Source organism: Rhizobium sp. CECT 9324, from assembly GCF_918741265.1.
In the GTDB taxonomy this organism is placed as follows: domain Bacteria; phylum Pseudomonadota; class Alphaproteobacteria; order Rhizobiales; family Rhizobiaceae; genus Allorhizobium.
This window is the reverse complement of record NZ_CAKKMZ010000001.1, coordinates 1511960-1525863: the sequence shown is the minus strand read 5'-3', so window position 1 is coordinate 1525863 and position 13904 is coordinate 1511960. Positions and strand designations below refer to the sequence as shown.

Annotated in this window: 13 protein-coding genes; 6 read left to right on the top strand and 7 right to left on the bottom strand. The window is 61.1% G+C overall.

Annotated elements, in window-relative coordinates:
- The first annotated feature begins 54 nt into the window (after positions 1 to 54).
- The 4 genes from thrC (at position 55) to LQ231_RS07450 (ending at position 6364) form a co-directional block, all read left to right on the top strand.
- Complete coding sequence (thrC, locus tag LQ231_RS07465; protein WP_230170863.1) at positions 55 to 1452, top strand: threonine synthase; 1398 nt, start codon at positions 55 to 57, stop codon at positions 1450 to 1452.
- A 20-nt stretch (positions 1453 to 1472) separates the two neighbouring features.
- Positions 1473 to 2771, top strand: a complete 1299-nt coding sequence (locus LQ231_RS07460; protein ID WP_113140564.1) for a pitrilysin family protein — start codon at positions 1473 to 1475, stop codon at positions 2769 to 2771.
- Positions 2772 to 2837: 66 nt separating this feature from the next.
- Positions 2838 to 3449, top strand: coding sequence for a GNAT family protein (locus LQ231_RS07455; protein ID WP_230170862.1), 612 nt, complete (start codon positions 2838 to 2840; stop codon positions 3447 to 3449).
- Positions 3446 to 6364 (top strand): EAL domain-containing protein, encoded by a 2919-nt coding sequence (locus tag LQ231_RS07450; RefSeq protein WP_230170861.1) that lies wholly within the window; start codon positions 3446 to 3448, stop codon positions 6362 to 6364. The genes LQ231_RS07455 and LQ231_RS07450 overlap by 4 nt, the downstream gene beginning before the upstream one ends.
- Before the next feature lie 22 nt (positions 6365 to 6386).
- Here LQ231_RS07450 and LQ231_RS07445 read toward each other — a convergent pair whose 3' ends face one another.
- The 3 genes from LQ231_RS07445 to LQ231_RS07435 form a co-directional block, all read right to left on the bottom strand.
- Positions 6387 to 7022 (bottom strand): LysE family translocator, encoded by a 636-nt coding sequence (locus LQ231_RS07445; RefSeq protein WP_230170860.1) that lies wholly within the window; start codon positions 7020 to 7022, stop codon positions 6387 to 6389.
- Positions 7023 to 7128: 106 nt separating this feature from the next.
- On the bottom strand, positions 7129 to 7749 hold the full coding sequence (locus LQ231_RS07440; RefSeq protein ID WP_113140561.1) for a hypothetical protein: 621 nt from the start codon (positions 7747 to 7749) through the stop codon (positions 7129 to 7131).
- Between the two features lie 8 nt (positions 7750 to 7757).
- On the bottom strand, positions 7758 to 8363 hold the full coding sequence (locus LQ231_RS07435; RefSeq protein WP_113140741.1) for a YqgE/AlgH family protein: 606 nt from the start codon (positions 8361 to 8363) through the stop codon (positions 7758 to 7760).
- A gap of 319 nt (positions 8364 to 8682) precedes the next feature.
- Here LQ231_RS07435 and LQ231_RS07430 point away from each other — a divergent pair, with 319 nt between their 5' ends.
- Together LQ231_RS07430 and LQ231_RS07425 are read left to right on the top strand one after the other, a co-directional pair.
- Positions 8683 to 9393, top strand: a complete 711-nt coding sequence (locus LQ231_RS07430) for a protein-disulfide reductase DsbD domain-containing protein (protein ID WP_230170859.1) — start codon at positions 8683 to 8685, stop codon at positions 9391 to 9393.
- Positions 9394 to 9468: 75 nt separating this feature from the next.
- Entirely contained in the window at positions 9469 to 9954 is a 486-nt protein-coding gene (locus tag LQ231_RS07425; protein ID WP_113140560.1) for a peroxiredoxin, read from the top strand.
- A 68-nt stretch (positions 9955 to 10022) separates the two neighbouring features.
- Here the strand turns inward: LQ231_RS07425 and LQ231_RS07420 are convergent, their stop codons facing one another.
- The 4 genes from LQ231_RS07420 to LQ231_RS07405 form a co-directional block, all read right to left on the bottom strand.
- On the bottom strand, positions 10023 to 10331 hold the full coding sequence (locus LQ231_RS07420; RefSeq protein ID WP_113140559.1) for a Dabb family protein: 309 nt from the start codon (positions 10329 to 10331) through the stop codon (positions 10023 to 10025).
- A gap of 114 nt (positions 10332 to 10445) precedes the next feature.
- Positions 10446 to 10913: a ribonuclease HI gene (rnhA, locus tag LQ231_RS07415; protein WP_230170858.1), complete on the bottom strand. Its 468-nt coding sequence runs from the start codon at positions 10911 to 10913 to the stop codon at positions 10446 to 10448.
- Positions 10910 to 11875: a homoserine kinase gene (locus LQ231_RS07410; RefSeq protein ID WP_230170857.1), complete on the bottom strand. Its 966-nt coding sequence runs from the start codon at positions 11873 to 11875 to the stop codon at positions 10910 to 10912. The genes rnhA and LQ231_RS07410 overlap by 4 nt, the downstream gene beginning before the upstream one ends.
- Positions 11876 to 12079: 204 nt before the next feature.
- Entirely contained in the window at positions 12080 to 13606 is a 1527-nt protein-coding gene (locus LQ231_RS07405) for an ABC-F family ATP-binding cassette domain-containing protein (protein WP_230170856.1), read from the bottom strand.
- Between the last annotated feature and the right edge of the window lie 298 nt (positions 13607 to 13904).

Genomic DNA, 13904 nt, shown 5'->3' with positions numbered 1-13904 from the left:
CGCCATAGTCTCGGGGCAAGCACTCCCCGCTTCTACTGATCAAGGATAATGCTCGTGGAATATATCTCGACCCGCGGCGAGGCCGAAAGCCTCGGTTTCTGTGACGCATTGCTCGCTGGCCTTGCCCGCGACGGCGGTCTCTATGTGCCACGCACCTTTCCGCAGATGTCGAAAAAAGCCATCCGTGGCTTGCGCGGCAAGAGCTATCAGGACGTCGCCTTCGAGGTTCTGTCGCCCTTTGTCGATGGCGAGATCGAGCCGGACGTATTCCGCAAGATGATCGACGACGCCTATGCGACGTTCCGCCATCCGGCCGTGGCACCGTTGGTGCAGACCGGTCCGAACACCTATGTGCTGGAACTCTTCCACGGCACGACGCTTGCCTTCAAGGACGTGGCGATGCAGCTGATTGCGCGTCTGATGGACCATGTTCTGGAGAAGCGCGGCGAGCGCGCCACCATCGTCGGCGCCACCTCGGGCGACACCGGCGGGGCTGCGATCGACGCCTTTGCCGGCCGGTCGCGCACCGATATCTTCATCCTCTTCCCGCATGGCAAGGTCTCGCCGGTGCAGCAGCGCCAGATGACCTCGTCGACCGCCGACAACGTGCGTGCCGTCGCGATCGAGGGCAATTTCGACGATTGCCAGAACCTCGTCAAAGCGATGTTCAACGACATTGCGTTTCGCGACCGGATCAAGCTGTCGGGCGTCAACTCGATCAACTGGGCACGCATCATGGCGCAGGTGGTCTATTATTTCACCGCCGCCGTCTCACTCGGTGCACCGGACCGGAAGATTTCCTTCACCGTGCCGACCGGCAATTTCGGCGACATCTTCGCCGGATACGTTGCCAAGAAGATGGGCCTGCCGATCGACAAGCTGGTGATCGCCACCAATGACAACGACATCCTGGCGCGCACGATGAAGACCGGCCGCTACGAGATGAAGGGCGTTTCGGCAACGACCTCGCCGTCGATGGACATCCAGATCTCGTCGAATTTCGAACGTCTGCTGTTTGAAGCTTACGGACGCGACGCCGCGTCGATCCGCTCCTCAATGGAAAGCCTGAAGCAATCCGGCGCCTTCGAAATCAAGGACAAGGCGCTGAAATTCATCCGCAAGGATTTTCGCGCCGGCCGTGCGACGCAGAAGGAAGTTGCCAAGACAATCAAGGCGGTACTGGACGATACCGGCTATCTTCTCGACCCGCATACGGCCGTTGCCGTGCATGTGGCAAAGAAATTCGAAAAGCCGCAAAGCCCCATGGTGGTGCTGGCAACAGCCCATCCGGCGAAGTTTCCGGCCGCAGTAAAATCAGCCTCCGGTATTGACCCCGCGCTTCCATCGTGGCTTGCTGATCTGATGGACAGGGAGGAGCGTTTCGATATCCTGCCCGCGGAACTTAAAGCCGTCGAAAGCTTTGTCGGCTTACATGCCCGGGCGGATAAATAAGAAACGCAGAAAGACGGACCATGAATGTTGAGTGCACCCGGCTGCCTTCGGGGTTGACGGTCGTAACAGAGAATATGCCGCATCTCGAGAGCGTGGCGCTCGGAACCTGGATCAAGTCTGGTTCACGCAACGAGACGGAGGCCGAACATGGTATCGCGCATCTTCTCGAGCACATGGCATTCAAGGGCACAAGCCGACGCGGCGCCCGGCAGATCGCCGAGGAAATCGAGAATGTCGGCGGCGAACTGAACGCCGCCACCTCCACCGAGACGACCTCCTATTATGCCCGCGTGCTGAAGGACGACGTGCCGCTTGCCGTCGATATCCTCGCCGACATCCTGACGGAATCGGTGTTCGACGAGGAAGAACTGGCCCGCGAAAAGCATGTCATCCTGCAGGAAATCGGTGCTGCCGACGATACGCCGGACGATGTCGTGTTCGACCGCTTCTCCGAGCGCGCCTTCCAGAACCAGACGCTCGGCCGCAGCATTCTCGGCACGCCGGAATCGGTGCTGTCTTTTAGCAGTGACGAGATCCGCGGCTATCTTTCGCGCAATTACACCACCGACCGGATGTTCGTCGTGGCAGCAGGTGCTGTCGACCACGACGCATTCGTCAAGCAGGTCGAACAGCGGTTTGCCGGCCTGCCGACCCAACCATCGGCGGCACCGGTAATGGATGTCGCACATTATACCGGCGGCGAGGCGCGCGAGGAGCGCGACCTGATGGATACGCAGGTGCTTCTCGGCTTCGAGGGCAAGGCCTATCACATGCGCGACTTCTACTGTTCGCAGATCCTCGCCAACATCCTCGGCGGCGGCATGTCGTCGCGGCTGTTCCAGGAAGTGCGCGAGATCCGCGGGCTGTGCTACTCGGTCTATGCCTTCCACTGGGGCTTTTCCGACACCGGCATCTTCGGGATTCATGCTGCCACCGGCGGCGAGAACCTGCCTGAGCTTGTGCCTGTGATCATCGACGAGTTGCGCAAGGCGTCGCAGTCGATCGACCAGCAGGAAATCGAACGGTCGCGGGCGCAGATCCGTGCACAGCTGCTGATGGGCCAGGAAAGCCCTGCAGCCCGTGCCGGACAGATTGCCCGCCAGATGATGCTCTACGGCCGGACCATTCCGAACGCGGAAATGATGGAACGGCTTGCCGGCATCACGACGCAGCGGCTGACCGATCTTGCCGGACGCCTGTTCTTCGACACCGTGCCGACGCTTTCGGCGATCGGCCCGGTCGAGCAACTGGTGTCGCTGGACGAAATCGCCGGCGCACTGTCCGCACGCAACACCACCTCGCTGAAGGCGGCGGGCTGAAACGAGCACGAAACTTGATCTGCCGGCGGTATAAAACCGCCGGCGCTTTCTTTTTGGGGACGGCAAATGACGCGCTCGGTCTTTCGGTTTCTGTCCCGGCAGCCGGAGCCACCGGAGCTGACCAGCGAACGGCATCTGCTGCGCCTGCCCCGCTACCGCGACTTCGACCAGTGGCATGAACTGCGCCGCGACAGCCGCGCCTTCCTGCAGCCATGGGAACCGAGCTGGCGCTCGGACGAGCTGACCGAACGGTCTTTCCGGCAGCGAGTGATCCGCAACGAACAGGAATTTCACTCCGGGCTGGCGGTGCCGTTCCTGCTGTTTTCACGCGATGACGAGACCTTGATCGGCGGACTGACGATCGGCCTCATCCGTCGGGGGGCCGCGCAAGGCTGCATGATCGGATACTGGATGGGCGAGCGTCATGCGGGAAAAGGCCATATGTTTGCCGCACTTCAATTGGCTATTCCGTACATCTTCGGGCCTCTTGAGTTGCACCGAATTGAAGCAGCCTGTATTCCGGACAATGTCAGCAGCATACGGCTACTCGAAAAATCGGGATTTGAGCGAGAAGGTCTCTTGCGCGAATATCTGAAAATCAACGGACAGTGGCGCGATCACATGCTGTTTTCCAAAATAAGAGACCAGAAGACACGGAACGGCAAAGCAGCTTCATGACGCGTTTCTGGAATAACACCCCGAAGGCCGGCCGTTCGCAATTGCCGTTCCTCGTCACTCTGTTGCTTGCATCCCTGTTTGCATCGCTCTTTGCACCCCTGGCCCATGCCGTCGAGCCGGTGAAGATCGCCCGTGACGACACTGCGCTCGACCTGACCGCCACAACGGAAATCTACACCAACCAGGGCGAGGCCTTCCAGGTTTCGACCGCCGCCGGCACCGACGGCATCCGACGGCGCATCGAGGTCCGCTCCAGCACCCCCGAGCACCAGGGCGACTGGGCCGTGTTTGCGCTTGCCAATGTCTCGGAGGAACAGCTGGAGCGCGTCATCGTCGCGCCGCATTTCCGGCTGGCCGGATCGCGGATGTTCTGGCCGGATCTCGGCTCGCAGCGCATCATGGCGATCACGCCGTCGGAAGGCTTTGCGCTCGACCGCGTGGCAAGCCCCGATGCCGACGTCTTTCGCATCACGCTCAACCCGGGTGCCGTGATCACCTTCGTGGCCGAGCTGGCGACACCGAACCTGCCGCAGATCTATCTGTGGGAACCGGACGCCTACAAGGATACGGTCAACGCCTTCACGCTCTATCGCGGCATCGTGCTCGGCATCGCCGGCCTGCTTGCGGTGTTCCTGACCATCCTGTTCGTGGTCAAGGGAACGTCGATGCTGCCGGCAGCAGCGGCACTCGCATGGGCGGTGCTCGCTTACATATGCGTCGACTTCGGCTTCCTCGAAAAGCTGATCAGCATCACCTCCGGCGACACGCGAATATGGCGCGCGAGCGCGGAAGTGGCGCTTGCCTCATCGCTCGTCATCTTTCTGTTCACCTATCTCAATCTCAATCGCTGGCATGTGCATCTCGGCTACGCGACGTTTGCCTGGATCCTCGGCCTTGCTCTTCTGTTCGGGGTGGCGATCTACGATCCGTCGATCGCATCCGGCATCGCGCGTCTTTCCTTCGCGCTGACCGCGACCGCCGGGATCGGGCTGATCATCTATCTCGGCATCAACCGCTATGACCGGGCGATCCTGCTGGTGCCGACCTGGGCGTTGATCATGGTCTGGTTGTTCGGCGGCTGGCTGACGGTGACGGGCCGACTCGACAACGACATCATCCAGCCGGCGCTCGGCGGCGGCCTGGTTCTGATCGTGCTTCTGATCGGCTTCACGGTCATGCAGCATGCCTTTGCCGGTGGCGCCTATCAGCAGGGTTTGTTCTCCGATCTCGAACGCCAATCCTTGGCGCTGACGGGATCCGGCGATACCGTCTGGGACTGGGACGTGGCGCGCGACCGCGTCGTCACCAGCCCTGATGTCTCGGTGCGCCTCGGCCTGTCTCCCGGCACGATGCATGGACCGGCGCGCAACTGGCTGCCGCGGCTGCATCCCGACGACCGCGATCGTTTCCGCGCGACGCTCGACGTGCTGCTCGAACACCGCAAGGGACGCCTCAGCCACGAATTCCGCATCCGCGCCGAAGACGGCCATTTCCACTGGCTGAAGATCCGCGCCCGGCCGGTGCTCGGCTCGAACGGCGAAGTGATCCGCTGCGTCGGCACGATCATCGACGTGACCGAGCAGAAGAACTCGATCGACCGGCTGCTGACCGATGCGATGCATGACAACCTGACGGGGCTTCCCAACCGCGAGGTCTTCCTCGACCGGTTGCAGAGCGTGCTGTCGCTGGCGGGTACATCGGAAACGGTGCGGCCGACGGTTCTGGCTATCGACATCGACCGCTACAAGCAGGTCAATGACAGCCTCGGCATTGCCGCCGGCGACAATATCCTGATTGCCATCACCCGCCGCCTGCGCCGCCTGTTGAAGCCGCAGGACACGCTGGCGCGGCTCTCCGGCGACGAATTCGGCCTGATCCTGGTCTCCGAACGCGATCCGGCCAAGGTCGCCGATTTTGCCGACGCGGTCTCCAAGGCGATCATGGTGCCGCTCAATTTCGCCAATCGCGAAATCGTGCTGACCGCCTCGATCGGCCTCGTCTCCTGGGTCGACCAGCAGGAAAGTGCGGCCAGCCTTCTGTCGGATGCGGAGCTCGCGATGTACCGGGCCAAGCGTGGTGGCGGCAACAAGGTCGAGCCGTTCCGCCCAGCTTTCCGCAGTGTCAGCACCGACCGGCTGCAGCTCGAAACCGATCTGCGCCGGGCCATCGAGCGCAAGGAGCTGACGATGGCCTATCAGCCGATCGTCAAGCTGGCCAATGGCGAGATCGCTGGTTTCGAAGCGCTGATGCGTTGGGATCATCCCAAGCGCGGCAGCATTCCGCCGTCGGAATTCATCCCGATCGCGGAAATGTCGGACCTGATCGAACCGCTCGGCATGTTTGCCTTGGAGCGCTCGACGACAGACCTGATGGACTGGGAGAGGCAGACCGGTGAATTGCCGATCTTCCTGTCGGTCAACCTGTCCTCGGCGCAGCTGATCTCGAGCGAAATCTACAACGACGTGCGGGCAATGCTCGCCAAGACCCAATGCGATCCGAAGCGGATCAAGCTGGAACTCACCGAATCCGTCGTGATGGAAAACCCGGAACAGGCGCGCCTGATGCTGGAAAAGCTGAAGGAAACCGGCATCAGCCTGGCACTCGACGACTTCGGCACCGGCTATTCCTCGCTTGCCTACCTGACCCGCTTCCCCTTCGACACGATCAAGCTCGACAAGGCACTGGTCTGCGACCAATCTGAGAAACGCTCGATCCTGCTCAAATCCGTCGTTGCCATGGCGCGCGGGCTGGAGATGCAGGTGGTGGCAGAAGGCATCGAGACCGACCAGGATGCCGCAGAACTTGCCAAGATGGGCTGCGATTTCGGGCAGAGCTTCCTGTTCGGGCCGCCGCTCGGTTCGGAATCGGTGCTGCGGCTGTTGAAGGAACGCTTTCCGCTGATGAAGCGGGCTTAGCCGCTTTCTCGTCCTTCGAGGATCAGCTGCGCTGGAAGGCGACGTGCAGGCCAAGGCCGACCAGCACGGCGCCACCTGCCCTTTGCAGATTGCGCTGCAGCGAGGAAATCCGCGCCAGCCGCTTGGTCACGAGACCGGCGGCGAGGACGCAGATCACGTCGGCGAACGAGAACATCAGGTTGACCACCGTTCCGAGGATGAGGAACTGCAGCCAGACGGGGAAGCTTGCACCCGCGTCGACAAATTGCGGCAGGAAGGCGAGGAAGAAGATCGCCGTCTTCGGGTTCAAGACCTCGACCAGGATACTTTCGGCAAAGGCCTGCGCGGCCGATTTCTTCTCGAATGCGGGCACGGTGTTGCCGGCTGCCTGACGGCTGGCGCGGAACATGCGGATGCCGAGAAAGATCAGGTAGGCTGCACCGGCGAGCTTGACCGCGAGATACAGCGTCGGCACCAGATGAAACAGGATCGACAGGCCGGCCGCGGCTGCGATCACATGCACATAACAACCGATATGGATACCCAAGGTGGCCATAAGCCCGGCGCGCCGATCGGCCGCCAGCGTGCGGGCGGCGACATACAGCATGGCAGGCCCCGGGATGAAGGCGAAGACCGCGGTGGTCAGCATGAAGGCAAGCAGGATATCGATCGAGGGCATATAACTTTCTCACAGTGTCGGCACCATCAGCCGAAGCGCACGACACTGACTGAACTACCCACGGCATGCAAGCGAAGCCCCTGATTGATCGGTGAGCTTCATCACTTCAACGAAGTGGCGCCGAATCCAATGTCTGTTGATCCAGCCATGAATGCCATGCGTCTTTGCACTCCGCCATCGCTCTCGGCGCCCTGTGTTGGTTCAGCTGTTCGTTCCAGTAGGAAAGACTGCGGGCCATACTAGGCCAGGCACCCGGATCGGTACATGAGGCTACGTGCTGCGTGTCCAAGCATCCCGCATTTTCATAACGTTCAAAGTCAGACTTGCTCCAGGCCTCTTTGAGAAATTGACGCTTCATGTCCATCGACGCCTTTGTGTAGACTTCGTCGGCCGAAGAGATTTCGATACGCACGGAGAAAGCAAGATCGGTCAAAAATCCCAGGTACTTCACCCATCGAGGATCCATTTCCCCCTCAGGCCCCGTCAATGGAGCGAAAGGCGGTAAAATACGTCCGAAAGCGGCTTCATCGATGATCATCGCAGCCGCATCTGACGAACCGCCCAAGGCATGTTTCCACAGAATGTCCCATGCCGCGTCACATTGCTTCTTTTCCAGAAGCGCAACGACATATCCCGCTTCCGCGTCGCCGAAGGTCTGCACTCTATCCGCATTCTCAGAAAATGCGACCGCTGGCATTGCAAGAACAGCCATTGTCACGCTGAGCATTCTGATCTTCACGCGTGGCCCGCATCCATCGACAGCATGGCCGGGTTGATGCCCATCAGGGACAAAGCGCGCTCGTATTTGTTGTCGAGCGAGCGGTCGAAGATCAGCTCTTCGCTGGCGGGACAATTGAGCCAGCCGTTGTTGGCGATCTCGAGTTCGAGCTGACCGGCACCCCAGCCGGCATAACCGAGCAGCATGGTGGCGCGGACCGGGCCACGACCGTCGGAGATCGCGCGGACGATATCGAGCGTGGCGGTGAGCGAGATATCATCGCTGACAGGGATGCTGCTGTCGGAGAGATAATCGTCGGAATGCAGCACGAAACCACGGCCTTGTTCGACCGGGCCGCCGCACTGGATGGGGAAATGGCGCGCATGGTCTGGCAGCATGATCGCATCGTTGCGATCGATCAGTTCCAGATGCAGCAGGATGTCGGCGAATGTCACCGCCTGGGCGCGATTGATGATGAAACCCATGGCACCGGCCGGCGAATGGGCGCAGATATAGACGACCGAGCGGGCGAAATTACCATCAGGCATTCCGGGCATCGCAATCAGGAACTGGCCATCCAGAAAGCCGCGTTCCCGTTCACCTTTGATCGACGACAAAGCCATGCCTGCCTCCCTCAACTTGCCCATGGGCAATGGACCGGATGCGTGGTTTAAAAGGCCCTCTCCATCAAGATGGGGCAGAAGGGCTTTGCGATCAACCGAAAATGATGACAATTTCATAACCGTGACTGGCAGCCCGCCGAGCGATCCTCTAGAGCCGATGGCCATGATGAACACGATCCGCCACAGCTCGAACCTTGCGCTTCACCGGCGCACACTTGGGCTCATCTTTGGGCTCATGCTTGGGTTTGCAACCCTTGCGCTTGCTTTGGGCCATGCTCACGCGGCGAGCAGCGACTGGGCCGTCAATGAGGGTGGACGCATGCGCCTCGTTCTTCTGCCCGCCGATCCGGACGGTCGGCGCGAGGGTGCCCTGGTGATCGAGCCAAACCCCGGCTGGATCACCTATTGGAAGGAACCCGGCGATGTCGGCATTCCGCCGGCGCTGACGCTTGCACCGGGCAGCACGGCGGTGATCGAAAGCATCGGCTTTCCGGTGCCCAAGGTGCTCGACAACAGCGGCATGCGCGATGTCGGCTACGATCATGCAGTGACTTTGCCGCTTATGATTGCGGGTCTCGGTGCAGACACCGATACGCTGACTGTCAACGCCTTCGTCGGCGTCTGCAAGAATATCTGCATCCCGTTTCAGGCCGATCTGAGCGTCGCACTCAGCCATGACGATGCTGTTGCAACGGATGAGGCCCAGCTAATCGCGACCGCCAAACAGAGTTTGCCGGAAGTCCCTTCCGACGATTTCGCCGTAACCCATTATGCGATGCGCGCCGATCTCAAGCAGCTCGACCTGACGCTGCGATTGCCGGCCGGAACGACCGGCCCGCAAGTCTTCGTCAGCGGCCCGAGCGGCCACGTGTTTCTCGATGGCAAGGCGGAAATTCTGGAAGACGGCAAGGTTCAGGTGTCCGTGCCGATCGGCAAGCTGCCGAAAACCTACACGATGAGCGGCAAACGCTGGGGCATCCTGGTGCTGGCCGGTGGGCGGGCGATGGAAACCGCACTTGCCTTTGATTGACCCGCTTCTATATTCGCCAGCGACGTCCACAGCACCCCTGTGCCGCTGGGCAAACCCTAAAGCGAGGAGACTTACATGACGATTGCGATTGGCGAAAAGCTGCCCACGGCGACGTTCAAGGAAAAGACGGCCGACGGCCCGGTGGAAACCACCACCGAACAGCTGTTTGCCGGCAAGAAGGTCGTTGTCTTTGCCGTTCCGGGTGCTTTCACGCCGACCTGCACGCTCAACCACCTGCCCGGCTATCTGGAAAACCGCGACCAGATCCTTGCCCGCGGCGTCGATGATATCGCCGTGATCGCCGTCAATGACTGGCATGTGATGGGCGCCTGGGCGCAGCATACCGGCGGGCTTGGCAAGATCCACTTCCTCGCCGACTGGGATGCCTCGTTCACCAAGGCGCTCGGCCTTGATGCCGACCTGTCTGCCGGCGCGCTCGGCGTGCGCTCCAAGCGCTATTCGATGCTGGTCGAGGATGGCGTGCTCAAGAGCCTGAATGTCGAGGAAAATCCTGGCCAGGCAACCGTTTCTTCGGCTGCGACGATGATCGAACAGCTCTGATCGTCAATCGATTCTGATGCGAAGGCCCGGCTTCTCGTGAAGCCGGGCCTTCGTTTTTTCAAGCAGGATCAGGTTTCGAGATCGAATACCAGGATGCCGGCGAGGCCGCCGTCGGTTGCATGCACGATGCGCTCGCCGACCGCGACATGGGCGGGGTGTTTCAGGTAATAATCACGCACCATCGCATCCTCGAAGGTGACGATGAAGCCGTCATTGTAGCCGCTGCTCAGGCCTTCCGGCGATGTGTTCGGCCCGGCCTTCACATCCAGCATGCCCGGCACGACATCCTTCAGCTCGGCGATCGCTGCATAGATCGCCTTTTTCTCGGGTTCCTGGACAGCGGCCTTGAAGCGCAAAAATACGCAGTGCTGGATCATCGATATCTCCCTTGACGTGTTTTGTCGGAGCATAGGGAGAATGGGGGAAAGGGCAAGGTCACCGCGTGACCGCATTTTCGTCGTCGACAGAAGACAGGCTTTGGAGGCAGGGCCTCACTTCACCAGCAGCGACTTGCCGAATGTCGAGGCCTTGAACGGCTCCATGCCGCGGCGGGCCAGTTCATCGGCGCGTTCGTTTTCCGGATGGCCGGCATGGCCCTTGACCCAGTGCCACTTGACCTTGTGGGCCTGGTTGGCGGCATCAAGCTGCTGCCAGAGTTCGCCATTCTTGACCGGCTTCTTGTCGGCGGTCTTCCAACCGTTCTTCTTCCAGCCGAAGATCCATTTCGAAATGCCGTCCATGACATATTTGCTGTCGGTGTGCAGATCGATCTCGCAGGGCGTCTTCAGGGCGTTCAGCGCCGAGATCGCCGCCATCAGCTCCATGCGGTTGTTGGTGGTATCGGCTTCGCCGCCGAACAGTTCCTTTTCGACCTCGCCGTAGCGCAGGACCGCGCCCCAGCCGCCGGGGCCGGGATTTCCCGAGCAGGCGCCATCGGTATAGATCTCGACATGTTTCATGACAGCAGCCCATATTCGGCGGCGCTTTCCACCGCCCGGTGGAAGCGCAGTTTCTTCAGATATTCCAGCGGATCCTTCTTCACCACCAGCGCGCCCTCCGGCGTCGTCAGCCAGTCGTAGAGACGGGTGAGGAAAAATCGCAGGGCGGAACCGCGCGCGAGAATCGGCAGGGCCAGGATCTCGTCATTCGACAGCGGGCGCACCGACAGGTAACCCTCGATCATCGCCTTGCCCTTGGTGATGTTGAAGGCGCCATCCTTCTCGAAGCACCAGGCATTCAGGCAGATCGACAGGTCGTAGACGAGGTAGTCGTTGCAAGCGAAATAGAAGTCGATCAGGCCCGAGAGAGTGTCACCGAGGAAGAAGACATTGTCGGGAAAGAGATCGGCATGAATGACGCCTGACGGCAGGTCCTTCGGCCAATGGGCGGCAAGATAGGCAAGCTCCGCGCCGATCTCGTCTTCCAGTCCTGCCTCGACCTCATCGGCGCGATCCTTCGACCTCGCCCAGAGCGTCTGCCATCCGTCGAGCGAGAGCGCATTCGGACGCGCAATCTCGAAGCCCTCGCCGGCGATATGCATCTGCGCCAGCGCCTTGCCGACCTCGCGGCAATGCTGCGCCTCGGGTTTTCTCAGCCACATGCCTTCAAGGAAGGAGATCAGCGCCGCCGGACGGCCGGACAGCTCGCCGAGAAGCGCGCCATCCTTGCGCGGCAGCGGCAGCGGGCAGGACAGGCCACGCTCGGACAGATGGTGCATCAGGCCGAGGAAAAAGGGCAGATCGTTCTTCTCGACGCGCTTTTCATAGAGGGTCAGGATCAACGGATCTTTGGTCGTGTGCAGCAGGAAATTGGTGTTTTCCACGCCTTCGGCAATGCCCTTGTAGGAGGTCAGCTCGCCCGCATCATATTGCTCGAGAAAGGCCTTGAGATCGCCTTCGGAAATGTCGGTATAGACTGCCACAGCGATTTTCCCGTGCTGCTTGAATTGAAGCTGAACGCATAGCGCGCGCGACCGGCAAGTGCCAGTCCTCAAGCGACATCCGGCACAGGAAATGGGGGAAGAGAGAACCGCGACTGCGCCTCGCACACATATGCCGGGTGCCGGTCTCGCTTGAGCCATGTACCAGGGGTCTGCCGCGGCGCAGCCCCCTGGCGATATCGACGACTACCTTGCCAGTGCCGCTGCGGCAAAGAACTCCTCCGGCCCCTCGACCTCAACTAGGCGCTTTCGGTCGATCTGCCAGAAGCGGTTGCCGATGGCGCGGACGAAACTGCGGTCGTGCGAGACTAGCAGGCAGCTTGCCTGGTGCTTCATCAGTTCGCTTTCAAGCGCTTCCTGCCCCTCGATGTCGAGATGGTTGGTCGGTTCGTCGAGCAGGTAGAAATTCGGTTCCGTGAGCCTCAGAACCAGCATGCCGAGCCGCGCCTTCTGGCCGCCGGACAGGCGGCCGATCGGGCGCGCCTGCATGTCGATGCTCATGCCGGCACCAGCCAGGAGAGCCCGTGCCCGCTGGTCGCCGATATCGAAGCGATGGATGATCGCCTGCATCGGCGTGTCGGTGTCACGCAGATCGGCAAGCGCCTGGTCGCCGTAGCCCAAGACCAGCGACGGCGTCGCCTTGATTCCGTCCTGCGTGATGTCGGGCTTGTCGATCGCCTGGCGCAGCATGGCGATCAGGCGGGTCTTGCCGACGCCATTGGCGCCGAGCAGGACAATCCTGTCGCCCTGGCAGATGAACTGCTTGCCGGTGCGAAACAGTACCGTGCCATCGGGGGTGCGCACGTCCGCATCGTCGAGCGTCACCAGAACCTTGGCATGGGTGCCGCGATTGGCAAGCCTGATGGCTCCGGCCGAACGTTCGAGATGAGCGGGCTTTGCCGCATCCTCAAGCCTTTCGGCGCGCTCGCGCAACTGCTTGGTTTTCACCACCAGCAGGTCGCTGCCGGAATTGATGCCTATATTGTTGAGTTTGGCGGCCTGCTTGCGTAGCTGATCGGCCGTTTTCATGTCGCGCTCGTAGCGACGTGCATCGGCCGCATCCGCCTCCTCCAGCGTCAGACGCGCCCGCGAATAAGAAAGCGCGAAGACCTGCGACTGCTCAGCCCTGAGAAAGACGGTGCGGTTGGTGACGGCATCGAGAAAGGCGCGGTCGTGGCTGGCCAGGATCACCGGCACGTCGCGCGGCAGGGCATTCAGCCACGCCTCGAGGGCGGCGATCTTGCCGAGGTCGAGGTGGTTGGTGGGCTCGTCCATCAGAAGCACATCCGGCTCGGTGACACAGACGCGGGCAATCAGCGCCATGCGCTGCCAGCCGCCACTCAGCGCCTTCAGCGGCCGTTGGTGGAATTCCATCGGTACGTCGAGTTCACCGAGTACCACGTCGACGCGCCAGCTCTCGCTTTCGGCCTGTTCGGGTGAAAGCGCATCCAGCACAGCGTAGTAGAAAGTCAGATCGAGAAGGTGCGGCGGCACATTCTGCTCGACATAGCCGATGGTCAGGCCACGCGCCTTGGTGATCTCGCCCTCGCTCGCATCGAGCGTGCCGGCGATGCAGCGAAAGAGCGTCGACTTGCCACGGCCATTGGCGGCGGCAAGGCCGATGCGATCACCGGCATTGACGACGAGGTTGAGATTGGAAAACAGCGGGCTCGACAGGGTGATGCCGAGGTTGCGGATATTGATCAGGGACATGATGGTTCTCTGGTCTTGCCGCGCGACGGCCCGGACAGGCCTTTCGCCTTGTCGAATGGATGTCGCTGCGGTCGGAAATTCACTGCAGAGCGCAAGCCGGAATGGCTTGGCGCTGCGGGCCACGAAGGGCAGACCAGGAGAAGGTGTCGCTGAGAAACAGTCTCTGATCAGCCCTGCAAACGCATTTGCAGGGCCTGGACGGGACCACGTTGCCGGTTGAACCGGAAATAACGATTGTGCACGGGATCCCTCCTTTCTTTAAAGCGCAGGGACAAATCTACATGATGGGCGGGGCGGA

Excerpts from the sequence above, each read along its gene's own strand:
- rnhA (WP_230170858.1), bottom strand. The coding sequence starts at position 10,913 with ATGAAACATGTCGAGATCTATACCGATGGCGCCTGCTCGGGAAATCCC.
- LQ231_RS07405 (WP_230170856.1), bottom strand. The coding sequence starts at position 13,606 with ATGTCCCTGATCAATATCCGCAACCTCGGCATCACCCTGTCGAGCCCG.
- LQ231_RS07450 (WP_230170861.1), top strand. The coding sequence starts at position 3,446 with ATGACGCGTTTCTGGAATAACACCCCGAAGGCCGGCCGTTCGCAATTG.
- LQ231_RS07420 (WP_113140559.1), bottom strand. The coding sequence starts at position 10,331 with ATGATCCAGCACTGCGTATTTTTGCGCTTCAAGGCCGCTGTCCAGGAA.
- LQ231_RS07430 (WP_230170859.1), top strand. The coding sequence starts at position 8,683 with ATGCGCCTCGTTCTTCTGCCCGCCGATCCGGACGGTCGGCGCGAGGGT.
- LQ231_RS07460 (WP_113140564.1), top strand. The coding sequence starts at position 1,473 with ATGAATGTTGAGTGCACCCGGCTGCCTTCGGGGTTGACGGTCGTAACA.
- LQ231_RS07425 (WP_113140560.1), top strand. The coding sequence starts at position 9,469 with ATGACGATTGCGATTGGCGAAAAGCTGCCCACGGCGACGTTCAAGGAA.
- LQ231_RS07445 (WP_230170860.1), bottom strand. The coding sequence starts at position 7,022 with ATGCCCTCGATCGATATCCTGCTTGCCTTCATGCTGACCACCGCGGTC.
- LQ231_RS07440 (WP_113140561.1), bottom strand. The coding sequence starts at position 7,749 with ATGCTCAGCGTGACAATGGCTGTTCTTGCAATGCCAGCGGTCGCATTT.
- LQ231_RS07435 (WP_113140741.1), bottom strand. The coding sequence starts at position 8,363 with ATGGCTTTGTCGTCGATCAAAGGTGAACGGGAACGCGGCTTTCTGGAT.
- LQ231_RS07455 (WP_230170862.1), top strand. The coding sequence starts at position 2,838 with ATGACGCGCTCGGTCTTTCGGTTTCTGTCCCGGCAGCCGGAGCCACCG.